This is a genomic window from Geodermatophilus dictyosporus, from assembly GCF_900115505.1.
In the GTDB taxonomy this organism is placed as follows: domain Bacteria; phylum Actinomycetota; class Actinomycetes; order Mycobacteriales; family Geodermatophilaceae; genus Geodermatophilus; species Geodermatophilus dictyosporus.
This window is the reverse complement of record NZ_FOWQ01000010.1, coordinates 43,617-62,416: the sequence shown is the minus strand read 5'-3', so window position 1 is coordinate 62,416 and position 18,800 is coordinate 43,617. Positions and strand designations below refer to the sequence as shown.

22 protein-coding genes are annotated in these 18,800 nt (G+C 75.0%); 7 read left to right on the top strand and 15 right to left on the bottom strand.

Going from position 1 to position 18,800, the window contains the following annotated elements:
* Both BMZ33_RS20165 and BMZ33_RS23545 read left to right on the top strand, forming a co-directional pair.
* Entirely contained in the window at positions 1 to 219 is a 219-nt protein-coding gene (locus tag BMZ33_RS20165; RefSeq protein WP_136697370.1) for a hypothetical protein, read from the top strand.
* Positions 220 to 269: 50 nt separating this feature from the next.
* On the top strand, positions 270 to 527 hold the full coding sequence (locus tag BMZ33_RS23545) for a hypothetical protein (RefSeq protein WP_091115560.1): 258 nt from the start codon (positions 270 to 272) through the stop codon (positions 525 to 527).
* Between the two features lie 4 nt (positions 528 to 531).
* On the opposite strand, the gene BMZ33_RS20155 is transcribed toward BMZ33_RS23545, so the two are convergent.
* From BMZ33_RS20155 to BMZ33_RS20120, 8 genes are all read right to left on the bottom strand, one after another.
* Positions 532 to 1,590 (bottom strand): glutathione S-transferase family protein, encoded by a 1,059-nt coding sequence (locus tag BMZ33_RS20155; protein WP_091115557.1) that lies wholly within the window; start codon positions 1,588 to 1,590, stop codon positions 532 to 534.
* Positions 1,591 to 1,699: 109 nt separating this feature from the next.
* A complete protein-coding gene (locus tag BMZ33_RS20150; RefSeq protein WP_091115554.1) occupies positions 1,700 to 2,122 on the bottom strand; it encodes a DUF1810 domain-containing protein in 423 nt (140 codons plus the stop codon).
* The gene (locus BMZ33_RS20145) at positions 2,119 to 3,735 is read right to left on the bottom strand and encodes a phytoene desaturase family protein (RefSeq protein WP_091115551.1); all 1,617 of its coding nucleotides are present in this window, start codon (positions 3,733 to 3,735) and stop codon (positions 2,119 to 2,121) included. The genes BMZ33_RS20150 and BMZ33_RS20145 overlap by 4 nt, the downstream gene beginning before the upstream one ends.
* A gap of 47 nt (positions 3,736 to 3,782) precedes the next feature.
* Positions 3,783 to 4,166 (bottom strand): type II toxin-antitoxin system VapC family toxin, encoded by a 384-nt coding sequence (locus BMZ33_RS20140; protein ID WP_091115547.1) that lies wholly within the window; start codon positions 4,164 to 4,166, stop codon positions 3,783 to 3,785.
* On the bottom strand, positions 4,163 to 4,384 hold the full coding sequence (locus BMZ33_RS20135) for an antitoxin (RefSeq protein ID WP_091115543.1): 222 nt from the start codon (positions 4,382 to 4,384) through the stop codon (positions 4,163 to 4,165). Before BMZ33_RS20135 ends, BMZ33_RS20140 begins: the two co-directional genes overlap by 4 nt.
* A gap of 38 nt (positions 4,385 to 4,422) precedes the next feature.
* Complete coding sequence (locus BMZ33_RS20130; protein ID WP_091115540.1) at positions 4,423 to 5,205, bottom strand: hypothetical protein; 783 nt, start codon at positions 5,203 to 5,205, stop codon at positions 4,423 to 4,425.
* A 128-nt stretch (positions 5,206 to 5,333) separates the two neighbouring features.
* Positions 5,334 to 5,876: a hypothetical protein gene (locus tag BMZ33_RS20125; protein ID WP_091115536.1), complete on the bottom strand. Its 543-nt coding sequence runs from the start codon at positions 5,874 to 5,876 to the stop codon at positions 5,334 to 5,336.
* A 109-nt stretch (positions 5,877 to 5,985) separates the two neighbouring features.
* The gene (locus BMZ33_RS20120) at positions 5,986 to 6,759 is read right to left on the bottom strand and encodes a DUF6308 family protein (RefSeq protein WP_169064617.1); all 774 of its coding nucleotides are present in this window, start codon (positions 6,757 to 6,759) and stop codon (positions 5,986 to 5,988) included.
* A gap of 50 nt (positions 6,760 to 6,809) precedes the next feature.
* Here BMZ33_RS20120 and BMZ33_RS20115 point away from each other — a divergent pair, with 50 nt between their 5' ends.
* On the top strand, positions 6,810 to 7,409 hold the full coding sequence (locus tag BMZ33_RS20115; RefSeq protein WP_244524309.1) for a TIGR03086 family metal-binding protein: 600 nt from the start codon (positions 6,810 to 6,812) through the stop codon (positions 7,407 to 7,409).
* A 69-nt stretch (positions 7,410 to 7,478) separates the two neighbouring features.
* On the opposite strand, the gene BMZ33_RS20110 is transcribed toward BMZ33_RS20115, so the two are convergent.
* Positions 7,479 to 8,657, bottom strand: a complete 1,179-nt coding sequence (locus tag BMZ33_RS20110; RefSeq protein ID WP_091115530.1) for an LLM class flavin-dependent oxidoreductase — start codon at positions 8,655 to 8,657, stop codon at positions 7,479 to 7,481.
* Between the two features lie 61 nt (positions 8,658 to 8,718).
* On the bottom strand, positions 8,719 to 9,777 hold the full coding sequence (locus BMZ33_RS20105) for a WD40 repeat domain-containing protein (RefSeq protein ID WP_091115526.1): 1,059 nt from the start codon (positions 9,775 to 9,777) through the stop codon (positions 8,719 to 8,721).
* 124 nt (positions 9,778 to 9,901) lie between these two features.
* On the opposite strand from BMZ33_RS20105, the gene BMZ33_RS20100 reads away from it, so the two are divergent.
* On the top strand, positions 9,902 to 10,645 hold the full coding sequence (locus BMZ33_RS20100) for an enoyl-CoA hydratase-related protein (RefSeq protein ID WP_091115523.1): 744 nt from the start codon (positions 9,902 to 9,904) through the stop codon (positions 10,643 to 10,645).
* A gap of 4 nt (positions 10,646 to 10,649) precedes the next feature.
* On the top strand, positions 10,650 to 11,687 hold the full coding sequence (locus BMZ33_RS20095) for a DUF2332 domain-containing protein (protein ID WP_091115520.1): 1,038 nt from the start codon (positions 10,650 to 10,652) through the stop codon (positions 11,685 to 11,687).
* Here BMZ33_RS20095 and BMZ33_RS20090 read toward each other — a convergent pair.
* The 5 genes from BMZ33_RS20090 to BMZ33_RS20070 form a co-directional block, all read right to left on the bottom strand.
* Positions 11,684 to 12,655 (bottom strand): NAD(P)H-dependent flavin oxidoreductase, encoded by a 972-nt coding sequence (locus BMZ33_RS20090; RefSeq protein WP_091115516.1) that lies wholly within the window; start codon positions 12,653 to 12,655, stop codon positions 11,684 to 11,686. The genes BMZ33_RS20095 and BMZ33_RS20090 overlap by 4 nt on opposite strands.
* Positions 12,656 to 12,658: 3 nt before the next feature.
* Positions 12,659 to 14,005, bottom strand: a complete 1,347-nt coding sequence (locus BMZ33_RS20085; RefSeq protein WP_091115512.1) for an ABC1 kinase family protein — start codon at positions 14,003 to 14,005, stop codon at positions 12,659 to 12,661.
* Complete coding sequence (locus tag BMZ33_RS20080; RefSeq protein ID WP_091115509.1) at positions 13,992 to 15,536, bottom strand: long-chain-fatty-acid--CoA ligase; 1,545 nt, start codon at positions 15,534 to 15,536, stop codon at positions 13,992 to 13,994. The genes BMZ33_RS20085 and BMZ33_RS20080 overlap by 14 nt, the downstream gene beginning before the upstream one ends.
* A 75-nt stretch (positions 15,537 to 15,611) precedes the next feature.
* Positions 15,612 to 16,589: a YncE family protein gene (locus BMZ33_RS20075; protein WP_091115505.1), complete on the bottom strand. Its 978-nt coding sequence runs from the start codon at positions 16,587 to 16,589 to the stop codon at positions 15,612 to 15,614.
* 9 nt (positions 16,590 to 16,598) lie between these two features.
* Positions 16,599 to 17,039, bottom strand: coding sequence for a VOC family protein (locus tag BMZ33_RS20070; protein ID WP_091115501.1), 441 nt, complete (start codon positions 17,037 to 17,039; stop codon positions 16,599 to 16,601).
* A 205-nt stretch (positions 17,040 to 17,244) separates the two neighbouring features.
* Here BMZ33_RS20070 and BMZ33_RS20065 point away from each other — a divergent pair, with 205 nt between their 5' ends.
* Positions 17,245 to 17,523: an FmdB family zinc ribbon protein gene (locus BMZ33_RS20065; protein ID WP_091115497.1), complete on the top strand. Its 279-nt coding sequence runs from the start codon at positions 17,245 to 17,247 to the stop codon at positions 17,521 to 17,523.
* A gap of 15 nt (positions 17,524 to 17,538) precedes the next feature.
* Entirely contained in the window at positions 17,539 to 18,792 is a 1,254-nt protein-coding gene (gene fmdA / locus BMZ33_RS20060; protein WP_091115493.1) for a formamidase, read from the top strand.
* The last annotated feature ends 8 nt before the right edge of the window (positions 18,793 to 18,800 follow it).

Below are 18,800 nucleotides of genomic sequence, written 5' to 3'. Positions count from 1 at the left end.
ATGACGGCAGTCGTGGTCCTGGTCGTGCTGGCGGTCCTTCTCGGCCTGGGTGTCGGGGTGGCGCGGGGTGCCGCACCGCGTCGTCACCACCGTGGCCGGCACTCGGCCGGCGACGGCGGATCGGGCGGCTACGACCACGACGGCCACTCGTCCGACAGCGGCGGCTGGGGCGGTTCCGACGGCAGCGGCGACTGTGGCGGAGGCGGCGGGGGCGACTGACCCGGCGGACGGCACTGGCGCACCGGCCTCCCCCGCGGGACAGTTCCGCCATGACGGCGGTCGTGCTCCTCGTGGTGGTGGCAGCGGTGCTCCTGGTGGCCTTCGGCGTGCAGCGCTCCCGAGCGCGTGCCGGACGGCGTCCCGCCGTCCGGGGCCGGCGTTCTCCCCGCGTGGACGACGTCGGCTACCTCGCCGGCGGGGCCTACCTCAGCGGTGGCCACGCAGGTCTTGGTTCCGACGGCGGTGGCTGGGGCGGCGGCTTCGACGGCGGTGGTGGCGGCGGGGGCGACGGCGGAGGCGGGTGCTGAGCGGCTAGTGCCGTTCCCCGTCGGGGCGGTGGCCGATCCCGCCGGGTCCGTGGTCGGCCGGGACCTCCTCGCCGGGCGCGACCGGTCCGGGCGGCGTGCCGTCGCCGAAGGGTGAGCCGCCGAGCTCCTCACGGCCGTGCGGGGTCAGCCAGACCGACGTGTCCGGCCCCATCGGGATGACCTGCGTCGGGTTGATGTCGGCGTGGACGACGTAGTAGTGCTCCTTGATCTGCGGGAAGTCGGTGGTGTCGCCGAACCCCGGCGTCTGGAAGAGGTCGCGCGCGTAGCCCCAGAGCGCCGGCATCTCGGTCAGCTTCTGCCGGTTGCACTTGAAGTGGCCGTGGTAGACGGCGTCGAAGCGGGCCAGCGTGGTGAACAGCCGGACGTCGGCCTCGGTGATCGTGTCGCCCATCAGGTACCGCTGCGTCGACAGCCGCTCCTCCAGCCAGTCCAGCGCCGTCCACACCCGGTCGTAGGCCCGGTCGTAGGCACGCTGCGAGCCGGCGAAGCCGCAGCGGTACACGCCGTTGTTGACCTCGGTGTAGACGCGCTGCATGACCTCGCCCATCTCGTCGCGCAGCTTCTCGGGGTAGAGGTCGGGGGCGCCGTCGCGGTGGTGCGCCGTCCACTCGGTGGAGAAGTCGAGCGTCATCTGCATGAAGGCGTTGGTGACGACGGCCTTCGTCGGGACGTCGACCATCGCCGGCACCGTGATGCCGCGCGGGTACTGCGGGTCGCGCGCGAGGAATGCCTCCTGCAGCCGCTCGTAGCCCAGCACCGGGTCGCGGCCGTCGGGGTCGAGGTCGAAGGTCCAGCTGCGCTCGTCGTGGGTGGGTCCGCAGATGCCCATCGAGATGACCGGCTCCAGGCCGAGCAGCCGGCGCACGATCGCCGCGCGGTTGGCCCACGGACAGGCCCGGGCGATGACCAGCCGGTAGCGGCCGGGCTCCACCGGCCACCCGCTGGACCCGTCGGCGGTGATCCGGTCCTCGAGGTAGTTGGTGTCGCGGGCGTACTCCTGCCCGCTGGTGACGTACCCGGACCCGCTGTTGTCGTCGCTCACCGGCCCAGCCTCGCCGACACCCGGTGCCACCGCGCGCCGGGCGGCACCTGTCCTGGTGGCAAGTCGTGCGCTGACCACAGCAGTGTTCAGAGCACGACTGGGCTCGGGACTACAGGCGGGCCGTCGTCGCCTCGTCCTCCGCGCCGCCGAAGTACCGCTCGAGGACGGCGCGGAAGGCCGCCTCGTCCGGGTCCGCGCGCGCGAACAGGGTCATCGACGAGCGCAGCTTGACCGCGTCGATCGGGCCGAACACCGCCACCGGGTCGGCACGGGGCAGCTCGGTCAGCACCCGTGCGCACTCGATCAGCCGCGGGCCGAGCACCGGGTGCGCGAGGTAGGCGCGTGCCTCATCGAGGCCGGCGATCGCGTAGTGCTGCGCCGTCGGGCTGCGGCCGAGCCCGGCGACCTGCGGGAAGACGAACCACATCCAGTGGCTGGTCTTGCGCCCGGCGCGCAGCTCCGCCAGCGCCTGCTCGTAGCTGCCGGCCTGGGCGTCGACGAAGCGCTGCAGGCCGAACAGGTCGCCGCTCATCGCCGCAGCAGCGCGGGACGGCGGCCGCGGGCGAGCACCTGCTGCACGGCGAGCAGGCCGCTGGCCCCGCCGAGCCCCGGCCCCGGGTGGGTGGAGGCGCCGATGTGCCACAGGCCCCGCACGGGGGTGCGGTGCCCGCGGGTGCGCGCCGTCGGCCGCCAGACGAGGAACTGGTCGAGCGTGCAGGCGCCCGAGTAGGGGTCGCCGCCGACCAGGTTGGAGTTCCAGGCCTCGAGATCACCCGGGGACAGGACGCGGCGGCCGACGAGCGCGGAGTCGAGGTTCGTCACGTGCCGGCCGAGCCGGTCGACGACGCGGTCGGCGTAGCGCTCGCGGAGGTCCTCGGTCCAGGTGCCGTCGCCGACGTCGATCTCCCCGGCGGCGTCCCCGACCGGGCGGCCCGGCGTCTCCTGCAGCTGCAGCCACAGGGCTCCGGCGCCCGCAGGTACCCGCGTAGGGTCCAGCGCGGCGGGCTGCCCGGCGACGATGGTCGGGTGGGCGGGCAGCAGGTGCCGCTGCGCCTCGTTGACCGCGCGGCTGACGTCGTCCATCCCGCCGGAGACGTGCACGATGGCCGCCCGGGAGAGCCGGTCCTGGTCGTCGGCCCAGCGCGGCGGCTCCGACAGCGCGAGGTGAACCTGCATGTCGCCGCGGCCGTACCGGTAGCCGCGGGCGGCGTCGCGGACGTCGGCGGGGACGGCGGACCCGGGCAGCAGCCGCAGGTACAGCGCCTGCGGGGTGACGCTCGCCAGCACCGCCTCGCGCGCACCGATCCGCTCGCCGTCGGCCAGGGCCACGCCGGTGGCCCGCCCACCCGCCGTCTCGATGCGCACGACGTCCGCGTCGGTGCGCGCGGTGCCGCCGGCGTCGGTGACGATGCCGGCCAGCGCCTCGACGAGCCGCACGCCGCCACCCACGGGCACCGGGCAGCCGCCCTGGGCGAGGGCCAGCGCGATGACCTTGTTGATGAAGCCGCTGAACGCGTCGTCGGGGCCGAGGCCCTCGTGGCCCACCCACGGGGAGAGCAGCCCGTGCACCGTGGGCGAGGTGAACCGGCCCGACAGCCAGCTGCGCGCCGACTCCAGGCCCTCGGCGCCGAACTGCAGCAGGCCGCGCGGACCCAGCTGCCACAGCGCCGTGAGCGCCAGCCTGAGCCCGTCGAGGGAGACCAGCTCGGTGCCGAGCGCGCCGAACGCCAGGCCGGCACGGCTGCCGAACTCGGTGAGGAAGCTCTGCCACGCCTCGCCGTCGCCGGGGGCCAGCCGCTCGAAGTCCGCGGCGGTGACGTCGGCGTCGGTGGACAGCACCGCCGTCGACCCGTCGGTCAGCACCGCGGCGGACGGGAGGTCGGTGTTGCGGTAGACGACGCCGCGCCGGTCGAGCTCGTCCTGCAGCGCCGGGTAGGCGGGACCGCCGACGAAGAGCGGGTGCCAGCAGGAGAGCAGGTCGGTCGTGTACCCGGGGGCCGGGGTGTCGGTCTCGGTGCGGATGGCCCCGCCGAGCCGGGGAGCGCGCTCGTAGACGCCGACGTCCCGGCCGGCCCGCGCGAGGGTGGCCGCGGCGACGAGGGCGTTGATGCCGCTGCCGACGACGACGACGTCGTGCTCGGTCATCGCCTCGCCCTACCCGGCGGGTCGAGCGGTGGAACGGACGCCGGGACCTAGCGGGGGACCACCGTCACGGGACACGCGAGGCCGGGTGCGCGGGTCAGCCGGCCGTCCGCCGTCACCAGTGCGCACCCCAGGGCCTCCGCGAGCGCGACGTAGGTGGCGTCGTAGGCCGTGACGTTCGCGCGGAGCTGCCAGACGCGGTCGAGCAGGCCGGGCGCGGCGTGGCGGGTGACTCCCAGGCGGCGCCAGGTGTCGAGCGTCGACCACCCCTCGGCCGCGGTGATGCGGTCGGCAGCGACGGCACGGCGCAGCGCACTGGCGACCTCGACGTCGGCCAGGTGCGGCACGTGCACCCGTTCGGAGCCGAGGAGCTCGCGGGCCGGTCCGGCGTTGAGCAGGCCGGAGACGACGGCCGAGGCGTCGGCGACGATCACCGTCCGGCGCGCTCGGCGTCCAGGTCTGCGACGACCTCGTCCCGGGACACGCCCAGGTCGGGCAGGTCACCCAGGAGCGCCGCGTTGTCCGCCCGGCGGGAGGCGTCCGCCAGCTCGCGGACGGCGAGCGCACCGACGGACGTCGCCTCGCGGGCCGCGAGGCGCTCGAGGCGCTCGACGACCTCGTCGGGGACGTTGCGCAGGTACAGGGTCCGCATGTCGCACGATGCTAGCAGCCTGCAAGCGCCGTGCGACGTCAGTCGTAGGGGTTGGTCAGGACGGCGGTGGCCTCGACGACGTCGAAGGTGACCGGCGGGCCGTTGGTCGTGGTGGTGCCGGGGACGTCGGCCGGTGCGCTGCCGTCGACGGTGAAGGTCGCGCCCCAGGTCACGGTGAGGCCGGCCGTGTAGGTGCCCGAGCGGTAGAGGTGCTCGGCCGCCTGGTCGGGGTAGGGGGCGCCGGGCTCGGTGCTGGTGAGCGTCGGCATGGCCGGGTCGCCAGTGCGCCAGGTGTACTGCTGCGCCTCCGCGGCGATGACGACGGTGAAGCCGCGGATGTCGACGGTGAAGGTCTGGGTGGTGGGCGAGTCGGTCCAGAAGACGACCGGCAGCCCGGACAGGCCGGCTCCCGGGGGGGCGTGCCGGGTGGTCAGCTGGGGGAGCGGCAGGCGCTGGAAGTAGCTGAAGACCTCCTCCGGTGACGGCGGCGGGTTGAGCGCGGTGATGTCGAGGCACTCGGTGCGGAGGTCGATCCAGTCCTCGAGCAGGTCGCCCGGCTGGGCGCCAGCAGGCATCTCTACTGCGGCGGTGCCGTCCGTGCGGACCACCGGCCGCTGCTGCACGGTCAGGTACTCGACCACCCGGCCCGGATCGGCGGGACAGGCCTGGAAGTCCAGCGCGTTGCAGACGTCGCCGCGCTCCTCGACGAGACCGCACGGCTGGCGCAGGCGGTAGACGTAGAGCGGGCCGAGACCGTCGCCTCCGCTGCCGTCGTCGCCGACGAGTCCACCGATCTCGGCACCGGAGTACTCGGTCGTCACAGCCCCGCCGCCGAGTTGGGTTTCGGGGCACCTGTCGTACGTGCAGTCGGCCGCAGCGATGCCGACGCTCAGTAGGGCATGTGTCATGAGGATCAACAGGAGAAGCAGACAGCGAGTTGAGGTTGGCTTCATCCGATGCCAAAACTCGTGACAACCCACGAGTGCTGAGCCGCTGACCAGAGGAGGTCAATGCCGCCGAAGACATTGGGTGCCGCAGGCTGACCTTCGTCCAATGGCGTTCCGGCGCTGTCGACGAGTTGTACCGCTTCTTGCCGGATGCCGAACCCGAAGGCCGCTGCGTCACCGTCCAACCTGGGCGTCGTGACGTCGTTGAGGGTCAATTCACCCCCCACGTACTTGTTGCCGGCAGCAGCCGCCTGGTCGTAGTTCGTGGCGATGCGCAGGCACTCGCCGCAGTCCGGGCCGAGGTCGCGCAGCGGCTGGCCGGCGGGGATGGCGCGCTGGCGGTCGAGGAGGTCGATCCAGTAGCGGAGGAAGGCCTCAGCGCCGGCGGTGTCCTGGGTGCGGGCCTCCGGCGGCACGGGGAAGTCGGCCGGACCGACGACGGGCAGCGCCTCGGTGGTCGGCGCGCTCGAGGTGGCCGACGGCAGGCTCTCGCTGGGCGCCGCGGCGTCCTCGGAGCAGCCGGCGAGCAGCGTCGTCCCCAGCACGAGTGCCGCTGTCAGTCGGGTCCGCTCCCGATGATCACGCACGGCTCGGCACGATAGCCAGATCACGACACCCCGTGGGCCGACCCTGTGGAGAGCCACCCGAAGGGCGTCACCGCGCGAGCGCGGCCTCCAGCCCCGACTCGGCGGCCAGCGCGCGGCCGACCGCGACCGCGTGCGTCATCCGCAGCGACCCGGCCAGCCACACCAGCACGTCGTGCAGGCGCAGGCGGGTCACCGGCCGGCCGAGCAGCGTCGCCGTCGCCGTCTCCAGTCTGGCGAGGGCCGCGGCGTTGGCGTGCACCTCCCGGGAGACGACCGCTTCCGGACCGCTGTCGCCCTCGCGCACGTGGCCCCACAGCTGCCGGCGCGTGACGCCGTCGACCAGCGGCACCAGCGAGGGGTGCCGGTGGTGCAGCGCGGCGGCGACGTGGCGCGCGTGCGGCCGGTCGGTGAGCGAGCGCAGGACGGCGCCCACGGTGCCCGGCTCGGCCAGCACGGAGAACTCGTCGTCCGGGAGTTCCCAGAACGCCCGCCCGTCGGCCCGCGCCCGGAGGTCGTGCACCAGCGGCCAGACCTCGTCCAGATCGGTGCGCACCGCCCGCCACCCGGCCCGGTCGAGCCGGCCGTGCAGGCCCTCGGCGAGCAGCACGTCGCGGTCGGTGGGGCGCTCGCCGGTCTCGGGCGGCTGGCCGTCGAAGCGGTCGAAGCCGTAGGCGAGCACCTGGAACCAGCGGCCGTGCGGCGCGCTGGGGGAGCGGAAGAAGAGCGGGCGGCGTCCGCGGGCGTAGCCGAGGACGGCGGCCAGCGCGGTGCCCAGCGGGATCGGGTCGGGGCCTGCGGAGGGGAGGACCAGGGCAGCGTCGTCCCTCCGTCCCCCGGTCACGGGAGCCATTCTCGCCCCGGACGTCGGGCGCCGGTGGCCGATGAGTCCTGGTGGCGCGGCGGGTCATGACCGACATGCCGATGCTCGACCTGGGACCGGCGGCGACCGCGGTGGCGCGCGTGGTGGCCGGGGTCCGCAACGACCAGCTGACCGCGCCCACCCCGTGCGAGGGCACGACCGTGGCCGGGGTCCTCGGCCACCTGGCCGGACTCGCGTACGCCTTCCGCATGGCCGCGGAGAAGACGCCCGTCGACGGCACCGCCTCCACCGACCCCGCGCACCTGCCCACCGACTGGCGCACGTACGTCCCGACGCAGCTCGACGCGCTGGCTGCCGCGTGGCGGGACCCGGCGGCGCACGAGGGGACGACCGCCGCCGGCGGTGTCGAGATGCCCGCCGAGGTGGCCGTCGTGGTCGCGCTCGACGAGGTGGTGGTCCACGGGTGGGACCTCGCCGTCGCCACGGGGCAGCCCTACACCGTGGACGACGCCGCCGCCGAGGCGTGCCGCGCCTTCGCCGACTCCTTCGGCGACGAGGACCGGCCGCCCGATCTCTACGGCCCGCGCGTCCCCGTGCCTGACGACGCCCCGGCGCTCGACCGGCTGCTCGGCGCCACCGGACGCGATCCGGGGTGGGTGCCACCCGGCTGAGCCTCGCGGACGTGCGACCCTCGCCGGGGCCGGTGGGGTGACGGGCGGGCCGTCACCCCACCGGCGTCGTCAGCTCTGACCGGCCTTCTCCTTCTCGTACCGCTCGGTCATCGTGGCGACGGCCTGCAACTGCGCGGCGGCGTAGTCCTCGCGCTTGCCGCCGGCGTACTCCTTGGCGCTCAGCGTCGCCTGGGCGTGGGTGATCTCGCCGCCCTGGAAGTGCGGCATGACGTGCTGCGCGATGAGCTCCCACGAGCGCTTGGTGGCCTGCGGGTTGGCCCACTCGTGGCCGAGCAGCAGCATCGCGCCGAAGCCGCCGGACTGGTCCCACAGCCGCTGCACCTGCGCGCGGGCGTCCTCGACGGTGCCGATGGCGCCGATGCCCGCCTCGTTGATGAAGTCGATCATCTCCTTGGCGTCGCCGCCCTCCACCGCCATCTGCGGGAAGGCCGCCGTCTTCTGGAAGTAGCGGAACCACGTCTCGATGCCGAACTGCACGTCGGCGTAGGCCTGTTCGCGGGTCTCGGCGATGTGCATGAGCCCGACCAGCCGCCAGTCGCGCCGGGAGACGGTCTGGCCGAAGTGCGCCGCCCGCTCCTCGACGACGTTCCAGTGGTGGGCCAGGGCGTCGAAGCCGTCCTTGCTGAGGGTCGCGCCGATCGAGAGCAGCCCGATGCCGTGCGTGCCGGCCATCCGCGGCCCGGTGGGGGAGGCGACGGCGGCGACGGCGATGTCGAAGCAGGGCTGGGTGTAGGGCCGCAGGTGCAGCCGGGCGTTGACCAGAGTGTGCGTCTTGGTCTGCTCGGTGACCGTCTCACCGCGCAGCAGCCGCATGATGATGTCGAGGTCGACCGCGAGGAGCTCGCGGGTGTCGGTGGGGGTCAGGCCCAGCATCATCGAGTCGGTGGGCAGCGAGCCCGGACCGCAGCCGAGCATCACCCGCCCGCGGGTGAGGTGGTCGAGCAGGACCATGCGCTCGGCCACCCAGAGCGGGTTGTGGTAGGCGATCGAGGTGACGCCGGTGCCCAGCTTGATGTGCTTCGTCCGCTCGGCGGCGGCGGCGATGAAGATCTCCGGCGAGGCGATGATCTCGGTGCCGGCCGAGTGGTGCTCACCGATCCACGCCTCGTCGTAGCCGAGCCGGTCGAGGTGCTCGACGAGCTCGAGGTCGCGCTGCAGCGCGAGCGTCGGGTTCTCCCCGGCGGGGTGGAACGGGGCCAGGAAGGTGCCGAAACGCAGCCGGTCCATGGGTCCTCCTCAGGGTCGGAAGGGCCTCATCGTGGCGCACGTCACACCCATCTGGCGAGGGTCAGCGGACGATGAACGCGGTGGTCGACGGCGGGGCGCTGGTGATGCAGGAGCCGACGACGGTGAGCGCGTCCCCGGCGAGCTCCACCCGGCCGAAGGCGCCCTGGCCCTCGCACAGTTGTACTGCGGCCAGCTGGCCGCCGCCGGCCAGGTCGAGGCTGACCACGCCGGACTCGACCTCGAAGCCGACCACCGTCAGGTAGGCGACCCGCCCGTCGGGGGAGACGGCGAGGTCGGCGGGGGTGCGGTCGGTGCCGGGGATGGCGTGCGAGGCGGTCACCTCGCCGTCGGCCACGGTGACCACGCGGAAGGGCTCGTCACCGCCGGCGGTGAGGGTGGCGACGGCGGTGCCGTCGTCGGCGACCTCCAGCGCCGACGGGATGCTGGCCGGCTCGTCGGGGGCGAGTTCGACGAGGCCGGTCCCCTGCAGGTCGGCGTCCCAGGTCCCGAGGACGGCGACGTCGGCCAGGTCGGGGGCGCGGGCGTCGCTGAGCAGTGCGATCGGCCCGCCGTCCGCGCCGACGGCGAGCGCGGCCACGGTGAGCCCCTCGCCGAGGTCGGTGCTGGCGACGACGTCCCCGGTGCCGGCGTCGACCGCCGCGAGCCGGCGGTCGGTGGCGACGTAGAGGCGGCGGCCGTCGGGGGAGAGGGCCGCGGGATCGCCGCCGACGTCGAGCTCGACGACGGCGGGCTCCTGGCCGGGGGTGATCCGGGTGAGCCGGCCGGGGCCCGTGACGAGGACGGTGCCGTCGGCGGTGGTGGACAGCTGCGTGCCGACGTCGTCGAGCCGGCGGACGTCGCCGAGGCCGTCCGCGCCGACGGTCGTCAGGTAGCCGACGCGCGGGTCGGCGGTGTCGGCGAGCAGCGCCAGCGTGCCGCCGTCGGGAGCGGGCGCGAGGTCGAGGACGTCGACGCCGGCGGGGGAGACGGTGTCGAGGGCGACCGTGCCGAGGAACTCGGTGAACGTCCGCGGCGCCGGGCTGGGCTCGCCCTCGACCGTGGTGCACCCGGTCGCCACCACCGCGACGAGGACACAGGTGGCGCGGCGGGCGGACGGCATGCGGGGCTCCGGGAGTCGGGGGCCGAGTGTGGGTCCGTCCCGGCGGGGGCGGCAACCGGGCGCCGTGGTCTGATGCCCTGGCGGGCCGGCAGCGGTGCCGGGCCCCTGACGTGGAGGTGCGCTCGTGGCTGACGCCGAGGTCCTGCTCGAGGTCGACGGCGGCGTGGCGGTGGTGACGCTCAACGCGCCCGACCGCCGCAACGCGCTGACGCCGCAGATGGCGTCCGAGCTGATCGGCGTCCTGGAAGAGGTGGACGCCCAGCCGGAGGTCGGCGCGCTCGTCGTGCGGGCGGTGGGCAGGTCGTTCTGCGCGGGCGGGGACGTCGCGACGCTCACCAGCGCGGGCAAGGACCCCGCGGCGCCGGACGCCTACGACGGCATGAGCCGGATCTACGACTCCTTCTACCGGCTGGGCCAGGTGCGCGTCCCCACCATCGCCGCCGTGCGCGGATCGGCCGTCGGCGCCGGGATGAACATGCTGCTGGCCGCCGACCTGCGGATCGTCGCGAACGACGCGCGGCTGCTGGCCGGCTTCCTCAAGCGCGGCATGCACCCCGGCGGCGGGCACTTCGTCATCCTGTCGCGGCTGATCGGCCGCGAGGCCGCGGCGGCGATGGCCCTCTTCGGCGAGGAGATCAACGGCACCAAGGCCGTCGAGCTGGGGCTGGCGTGGGAGTCGGTGGACGACGCCGACGTCGAGTCGCGCGCGCTGGAGCTGGCCGGCCGCGTGGCCGCCGACCCGGAGCTGGCGCGGGTGGCCGTGGGCAACTTCCGGCGGGAGGTCGTCAACGGCGCGGTGAGCTGGGAGGTCGCCAGCCAGTTCGAGCGCCCCGCGCAGATGTGGTCGATGCGCCGGCAGGCCCGCTGAGCGCATGCCCGCCCGCGACCTCGCCGAGGTGTACCGGCGCTTCGCCGAGGCCGAGGGGACGTCGCCGCTGTCCGCGCGGGTCACCGTCGCGCTGAGCGGGTCGGCCGAGGCCCTGCGGGCGCTGGAGACGGCGCGGGCACGGCAGCCCGCGGGAGTCCTCGCCGCGCTGCACGACCTGGTCCTGGCCGGACGTGCTCCGGCGCTCGCCGCGGCCTACGCGGCCGGGGACGGCGAGGCCGCCGCCGTTGCGGCGGTCGACACGCTGCTGCGGACGCCCGACGCGGTCGCCGCGCGACGTCCGGTGCGGACCGTCGAGACCGCCCGCTGCGCCGTGCTGTACCCGGCCGTCGTCGAGGCGGCGCGGCGGGCGGGCGCGGACGCGGTCGGGCTGGTCGACGTCGGTTCCGTCGGGCTCGACCACCACCTGGACCGCCTCGGCATCACGTACAGCACCGGGCAGGTGCTGGGCGACCCGTCGTCGCCGGTGCAGCTGTCGGCGTCGGTGGTGGGGAACCGGCCCGTGCCGGCGACGGCGGTGCCCGAGGTCGTCGCGCGGGTCGCCGTCGACCCCGACCCGGTCGACGTGACCGACGCGGACGACGCCCGGTGGCTGCGCGCCTGCGTGGCGCCGGACCAGGCGGAGCGGGCCGCGCGGCTCGAGGCGGAGCTCGCGCTGATGAGGGCCGACCCTCCGCAGCTGGTGCGCGGGGACGCCGTCGAGGTGCTGCCCGACGCCGTCGGCCGGGTGCCCGACGGCGCGCTGCCCGTCGTCACCACGACGTGGGCGCTGTCGCGGTACCCGCTGGAGAGCCGGCTGCGCTTCCTGCACCGGCTGGACGAGGCGGCGGCCGGTCGGGCGGTGGCGTGGGTGTCGGTTGAGGGGGTCGGCGTGGCACCGGCGGTCCCGACGCTGGGCGACCGCCGGGCCTCCGGCCACAGCACGATCGGCGTGGCGGTGCTCGGCGGGTCGGTGCTGCACGCCGAGGCCGTGGGCCGCTGCTGGTCGCGGGGACGGCTGCTGTCCTGGCTCGCGGACTCCTAGCCGGTGGGACCGGGCACGGGCCAGCGCTGCTCGGCCGCGGCGACCAGCTCGGCGACCACCTCGGCGGCGGGCCGGATGTCGGTCACCGAGCCGACGGCGGCGCCCGCGTACATGGCCATCGCGTCGAGCCGGCCCTCGGCGCCGGCCACGGGCGGCATGCCGGACGCGCGCGGCACGGGGACCCGGTTGCGGCCGATCGTGGCAGCGACGTCGTCGTCGAGCTCGGCGAGCCGCTCCACCGCGGCGCGCAGCACCCGGGCCCGCGGGCTGCTGGCGCACAGGGGGCAGTCGACGGCGAACGCGCCGGTGATGACGGTGCAGTCGCCCGTGGCGTCGACGACGGCCTGCTTGTACGCGGGGTGGGCGCCGGACTCGGTCGTGGCGAGGAAGCGGGTGCCGATCCGGGCACCGGCCGCGCCGGCCGCCAGCACCCCGGCGAACGACCGCCCGTCGCTGATGCCCCCGGCGGCGAGGACGGGGACGTCGACCGCGCCGAGCACCTCCCGCAGCAGGGGGAGCAGGGGAGTGGCGCCGCGGACGTGGCCGCCGGCCTCGACGCCCTGAACCGTGACGACGTCACAGCCGGCGTCCACCGCGGCGCGCGCCTCCGCCGCCGACCCGACCTGCCAGCCGACCAGCGCCCCCGACCGGTGCGCGAGCTCCACCAACCGGGGCGCGGGGTCGAACCAGAAGAAGTCGACCAGTCGCACCCGCTCGGCGACGGCGGTGAGCAGGTCGTCGTCGACGTCCGGGGTGACGACGTTGGCCGACAGCGCGCCGGAGGTGCGCCCGCGCACCTCGTCGAGCCGTCGCAGCAGCACCGCGGGCGGCAGGCCGAGGGCAGTGAGGGTGCCGACGCCGCCGGCCTCGGCGACCGCGACCGCGAGGTCGGGGGAGGAGACGGTCCCCATCGGGGCCTGCTGGATCGGGACCCGGCAGCCGACCAGTGCAGTGAACGGAGTCCGCACGGCTCAGCTCCTCGCGGCGGGGGTCGCGTCCGCGTAGCCGGGCAGCCAACGGCGGACCTCGCCGTCGACGGGCACCGTGGCGCCCAGCGAGCAGAGGACGCCGACCAGGCCCACGGCCACGCGCTGCAGCAGCAGGTGGCGTGGCGGGATGGCCAGCCGGCGCTGGGTGCGGGAGGCGGCGCTGAACGGGTCGGACGTGACCCGGGTCTGCTCCTGCACCCAGGCGCGGGTGAACCGGTACGTGGGGCTGCGCAGCGGCTGCAGGTAGGGGGCGAGCAGGTCCATGAGGGCTCGTGGGGTGACCTCCTCGGGGCGCAGCAGCTGCGCGGAGGCGGCGATGCGGTGCAGAGCCGCGGCGTCGCCGTCCCGGCCGGCGGCCAGGAGGGGCCCGAGCCGGGCCGGCCAGCCGTCGGGCAGGGCCTCGGTGGCGCCGAAGTCGAGGACGGCGAGCCGGCCGTCGGGGAGCAGCCGGAAGTTGCCGGGGTGCGGGTCGCCGTGCAGCCGCCGCGCGCGCTCGGGAGCGGAGCAGAACAGGCGCACGAGCAGCAGGCCGGCGCGGTCCCGGTCGCCCGGGGCGCCGTCGGCGATGACCCGCGACAGCGGCGTCCCGTCGACCCACCGGCTCACCAGCACGCGGTCCTCGCCGGCGAGCACCTCGGGGACGTAGACGTCGGGGTCGTCGCGGTAGGCGTCGGCGAAGGCGGTCTGCGCGTCGGCCTCCGCGACGTAGTCGACCTCCTCGACGAGCCGGTCGCGCAGCTCGGCGATCAGCTGCCGGGCGTCGAGGCCGGGCATGGCCGCCTGCATGAGCGGCGCCGCCCGCTGCAGCACGTTCAGGTCGGCGACCAGTGCGTCGCCGGCACCCGGGTACTGGACCTTCACCGCCACAGGGCTGCCGTCGGACCAGGTGGCGCGGTGCACCTGCCCGACGCTGGCCGCCGCCACCGGCCGGTCGTCGAAGGCGCGGAACCACTCCCGCCAGCTCTCGCCGAGGGACCGGGTGAGCTGCTCGTGCACCATCGGCGCCGGCATGGCGGGGGCGGCGTCCTGCAGCCGGACGAGCGCCTCGCGGTAGGGGCCGACCAGCTGCTCGGGCAGCGCGGCCTCCATCGCCGACATCGCCTGGCCGACCTTCATCGCGCCGCCCTTGAGCTGGCCGAGGGTGGCGAACAGCTGCTCGGCGGTCCGCTGCTGCACCTGCGCGGCGACCACCTCGGCGGGGCGGCCGCCGATCCGCTTGCCGAGGCCGAGGGCGGTGCGCCCGGCGTAGGCCGCGGGCAGCGCGGCGAGCCGGGCGGTGCGGGCGAGCCGGCTGCTGGTCGGCCGGCCGTCCCCGTCAGTGGACGCCACGGTCCTGCCCGGCCCAGTAGGGCTCGCGCAGCGTCCGCTTGAGCACCTTGCCCACGGGGGAGAGCGGCAGCGCGTCGACGACGTCCATCGACCGCGGCGTCTTGTAGCCGGCGAGCCGGTCGGCGCAGAAGTCCCGCAGCTCCTCGAGGGTGACGGTGGCGCCGGCCGCCGGGACGACGACGGCGTGCACCCGCTCGCCCCACGTCTCGTCGGGGACGCCGATGACCGCGCAGGTGGCCACCGCCGGGTGCTGAGCGAGGACGTTCTCCACCTCGACCGAGTACACGTTCTCCCCGCCGGAGATGATCATGTCCTTGAGGCGGTCGGTGAGGTAGAGGTAGCCGTCGTCGTCCATCCACCCGGCGTCGCCGGTGTGCATCCACCCGCCGCGCAGCGCCTCGGCGGTCTCCTGCGGCCGGTCCCAGTAGCCGAGCATCACGTTGCCGCCGCGGACGACGACCTCGCCGACCTCGCGACGGGGCAGCTCGGCGTCGTCCGGGCCGACGACGCGCACCTCGGTGTGCGGGGCGGCGCGCCCGACGGAGCGCCGGTGCCGCGGGTCCTCGTGGTCCTCGGGGGTGAGCACGGTGGCCGCCGGGGCGAGCTCGGTCATGCCGTAGGCCTGCATGAAGCGGGCGTTGGGGAAGGCCTTCATCGCCCGGCCGAGCAGGGCGTCGGACATCGGGGAGGCGCCGTAGAGGACCAGGCGCACACTGGTCAGGTCGAACTCGTCGACCCGCGGGTGGTCGACCACCAGCTGGACCATCGTGGGCACCAGCAGCACGTCGGTGACGCCGTGCTCCTGGACGGCGGTCAGCACGGCGACCGGGTCGAACACCGGGATCATCACCTGCGTGCCGCCGACGACGGTGGCGCCGACCCAGTTGGAGAACGCGGCGAGGTGGAACATCGGCGCGGAGTGCAGGCCGACCAGGCCGGGCGGGAAGTGGACGGAGGACAGCCCGCCCATGGACGACGTCAGCAGGTTGTCGTGGCTGAGCATGACGCCCTTGGACCGGCCGGTGGTACCGCCGGTGTAGAAGACGCCGGCCAGGTCGGCGCCGCCGCGGCGGGCGTCCTCGACGGGGTCGTGCGTCCCGATCAGCTCCTCGAAGGCGAGCGTGCCGTCGGGGGTCGGGCCGTCGCCCGCGTGGACGACGTGCCGCAGCCCGGCGTGCGCCGCCCGGATGCCGTCGACGCACGCCGCGAAGACGTCGTCGACGACGAGGACGCGGGCGTCGACCTCGGCGAGGGAGTCGGCGATCTCGGGGACGCTCCAGCGGATGTTGACCGGGACGAGGACGCCGCCGGCCCACAGCGTCGCCCCGAGGAACTCGGAGTAGCGGTCGGAGTTCAGCGACAGGATCGCCGCGCGCTCGCCGTCCCGGATGCCGAGCTCCTGCAGCGCGGCCGCCAGGCGGGCGATCCGGTCGACCGACTCGGCGTGGGTGCGGGTGCGGCCGGCGCAGACGGTGGCGATGTCGTGCGGGCGCTGCTGGACGTGTCGGTGCAGACCCTGGGTGACGTACACGGTGCCGACCTCCCTCTCCGGTGGGTCCGGAGCGTCCCGCCGGCGAGGGCGGCGGGCCAGGGGCGGACGGCCCGGTCAGCCGACGAGGAAGGCGGTGGTGTGCGGGTCGGCGCCGGTGCAGGAGCCGACGACGGTGAGGGTGTCACCGTCCGCGGCGACGGCCCCGAAGGCGCCGGCACCGCCGCACAGCCCGGCGACCCCGGTGACCTCGCCGGTGACCAGGTCGACCGCCGTCAGCTCGGCCGGGTGGTAGGCGGCGGACAGCACGACGTAGGCGGACCGGCCGTCGACGGCGACGTCGAGGGCAGTGTCGTCGGTGCCTGCCAAGTCGACCGCGGTGGGCACCGCGCCGTCGACGACCGTGACCAGCCGCCCGGCGTCCAGCGCCCGGCCGACGTAGGCGGTGACGACGACCGTGCCGTCGGCGGTGACCTCCAGGTCGGTGGGCGTGCTGACCTGCTCGGGGACGACGGCGACCGGATCGCCGTCCGGGCGGAGGTCGGGGGTGAGCCACAGCAGGACGACCCCGTTGGGGTGGTCGACGAGCACGGCGAGGCCGCCGTCCGGTGCCTCGGCGAGGTGGGTGACCGGAGCGGGCGCGGTGGCGGTGGCCCGGACCTCCCCGGTGCCGGCGTCGACGGCGGCCAGCCGGGTGTCCCTGGCCACGTAGAGGGTGTCGCCGATGAGGGCGGCGGTCGGGGGTCCGCCCAGCGGCAGCGGGAGGACCTCGCCGCCGACCCGCGTCAGCGCGGTGCCGACGACGAGCGGCGTGTCGTCGTGGGTGATGACCAGCCGGCTGCCCGGCTCTGCGGCGGGGATCTCGCGGACCACGCCGGTCGCCGGGGCGACGAGCCAGCTGCGGCCGGCGCCGCTGACCAGGGCCACGGGCGGGCCGCCGGGGGTGGGGACGAGGTCGAGGACGGTGACGTCCGTGCCGAGTGCATTGTCGAGGTCGACGGTCTCGATGGTCGCCCGGGCGCCCGGCGGGTTGGGTCCGGCGGTGCAGGCGGCCGCGAGCAGGACGACCAGTGCGGTCGCGGCGGCGCGCGACACCCCCGTGGCTCAGCCCGGCAGGTGCACCAGCTCCAGCTGGATGTTGTCCGGGTCGCGGAACACGAGGACCGAGTAGGGCATGGGGTCGGTGGTGTCGGTGACGCCGGAGTGCGCCACGCCCTGCGCGTCGAGCCAGGAGGCCCACGCGTCGAGGTCTTCGCGTGAGGACACCGCCAGCGCGAAGTGGTCCAGGCCGGTCACCGTCTCGCTGGCTGGCGTGCCGGGGTTGGCGACGTGGCGGTGGATCCCGATCGCCCACCTCTGGGCAGGTTCGAGGAGGACGACGGCGTGCCCGGACTCCTCCGCGCCGTAGTGGGGGAACGTCATCGGGAGCGGCTCGAGTCCGAGCACTCGCTGGTACCAGGCGACGCTTGCGTCGAGGTCCGTGGCCGTGATCGAGAAGTGGTGGAAGCCCGCGATGGCTGGTCGGGCCCGGGTGGCAGCGGTCACGTCGCCCTCCTGAGATCCGGTGGCGTCCGGAGCGTGGGGCCGGCGGCGTCCGCGGCGACAGAGGCGGACGGCCCCGACGCCGTGGGGTGAGCCGCCCGTGCCACCGGGTGAGCACGCGCAGGTCGGGGGACGGGTCGTGGGCCACGGGGCTTGGCCCGGCGCCACGTGTCCCCCGAGGCTCCGGGTCGGAGCGGAAGGGGACCGCGTGGCCGTCTACCAGTACCGGTGCGCCGAGCACGGCCTGCTGGAGGTCGCCCGGCCGATCGGCACCGCGGCCGAGTCCGAGCCCTGTCCCGACTGCGCGGCGCCCGCGCCCCGGGTCTTCACCGCGCCGCGCCTGTCGTTGGGGTCGGCCCGCAATCGGGCGCTGATCGACCGCACCGTGCGGACCGCCGACGAGCCCGCGGTGGTCTCCGCCCCGCCGTCCCGTCGTCCGCCGCCCCGGGCCACGAACCCGGCGCTCGCCCGCCTGCCCCGTCCCTGATCCTGGAGGTCCGCCGTGCCCGAGGTCGTCTTCCCCCTCGACTCCAGCAGGTCGTTCACCGACCAGGAGCTGGTCGGCCACAACCGCTGGCACCCCGACATCCCGCCGGCGGTGACGGTGCGCCCGGGCGACGTCTTCCGGGTGCACTGCCGCGAGTGGTTCGACGGCGCCATCCACAACGACGACTCGGCCGACGACGTCCGCGACGCGCCGCTGTCCCGGGTGCACGCACTGTCCGGGCCGATCGCGGTGGAGGGAGCCGAGCCCAGCGACCTGCTGCTGGTCGACATCCTCGACCTGGGCCCCATCCCGCAGGAGGACTCCGGCCCGCTGGCCGGCCAGGGCTGGGGCTACACCGGCATCTTCTCCAGGACCAATGGCGGCGGGTTCCTCACCGACCAGTTCCCCGATGCGTACAAGGCGATCTGGGACTTCCGCGGGCAGACGGCGACGTCGCGGCACGTGCCCGGGGTGTCCTACACCGGGATCACCCACCCCGGGCTGATGGGCACCGCGCCGTCGGCGGACCTGTTGGCGCGCTGGAACCGGCGGGAGGGCGCGCTGATCGCCACCGACCCCGACCGCAACCCGCCGCTGGCCCTGCCGCCGCTGCCGGACGACGCGATCCTGGGGTCGCTGTCCGGCGCGGACTTCGACCGGGTCGCCGCCGCGGCCGCGCGGACCGCGCCGCCGCGGGAGAACGGCGGCAACCAGGACATCAAGAACTTCACCCGCGGCAGCCGGGTGTTCTACCCGGTGTTCGTGCCGGGGGCGAACCTGTCGGTGGGCGACCTGCACTTCTCCCAGGGCGACGGCGAGATCACCTTCTGCGGCGCGATCGAGATGGGCGGCTTCATCGACCTGCACGTCGACCTGCTCAAGGGCGGGATGGAGACGTACGGGGTGGCGGAGAACGCGATCTTCCTGCCCGGCAACGTCGAGCCGCGCTACGACCGGTGGCTGGCCTTTTCGGGCACCTCGGTGACGCTGGACGACGAGCAGCGCTACCTGGACTCCGACCTCTCCTACCAGCGGGCCTGCCTGCACGCGATCGACTACCTGACCAAGTTCGGCTACAGCCCGGAGCAGGCGTACCTGCTGCTGGGGTCGGCGCCGATCGAGGGCCGGCTGTCGGGTGTCGTCGACATCCCCAACTCCTGCGCCACCGTCTACATCCCGACCGGGATCTTCGACTTCGACGTCGAGCCGTCGGCGTCGGGACCGGTGCGGATCGACCCGGGGATGGGCGCACCGAGGTCGTCCGCCTGAGTGGTCCG

Coding starts and splice junctions, on each gene's coding strand:
- BMZ33_RS20165 (WP_136697370.1), top strand. CDS start 1: ATGACGGCAGTCGTGGTCCTGGTCGTGCTGGCGGTCCTTCTCGGCCTG.
- BMZ33_RS23545 (WP_091115560.1), top strand. CDS start 270: ATGACGGCGGTCGTGCTCCTCGTGGTGGTGGCAGCGGTGCTCCTGGTG.
- BMZ33_RS20150 (WP_091115554.1), bottom strand. CDS start 2,122: ATGAGCGGCGACCTGTTCGGCCTGCAGCGCTTCGTCGACGCCCAGGCC.
- BMZ33_RS20145 (WP_091115551.1), bottom strand. CDS start 3,735: ATGACCGAGCACGACGTCGTCGTCGTCGGCAGCGGCATCAACGCCCTC.
- BMZ33_RS20135 (WP_091115543.1), bottom strand. CDS start 4,384: ATGCGGACCCTGTACCTGCGCAACGTCCCCGACGAGGTCGTCGAGCGC.
- BMZ33_RS20110 (WP_091115530.1), bottom strand. CDS start 8,657: ATGGACCGGCTGCGTTTCGGCACCTTCCTGGCCCCGTTCCACCCCGCC.
- BMZ33_RS20105 (WP_091115526.1), bottom strand. CDS start 9,777: ATGCCGTCCGCCCGCCGCGCCACCTGTGTCCTCGTCGCGGTGGTGGCG.
- BMZ33_RS20095 (WP_091115520.1), top strand. CDS start 10,650: ATGCCCGCCCGCGACCTCGCCGAGGTGTACCGGCGCTTCGCCGAGGCC.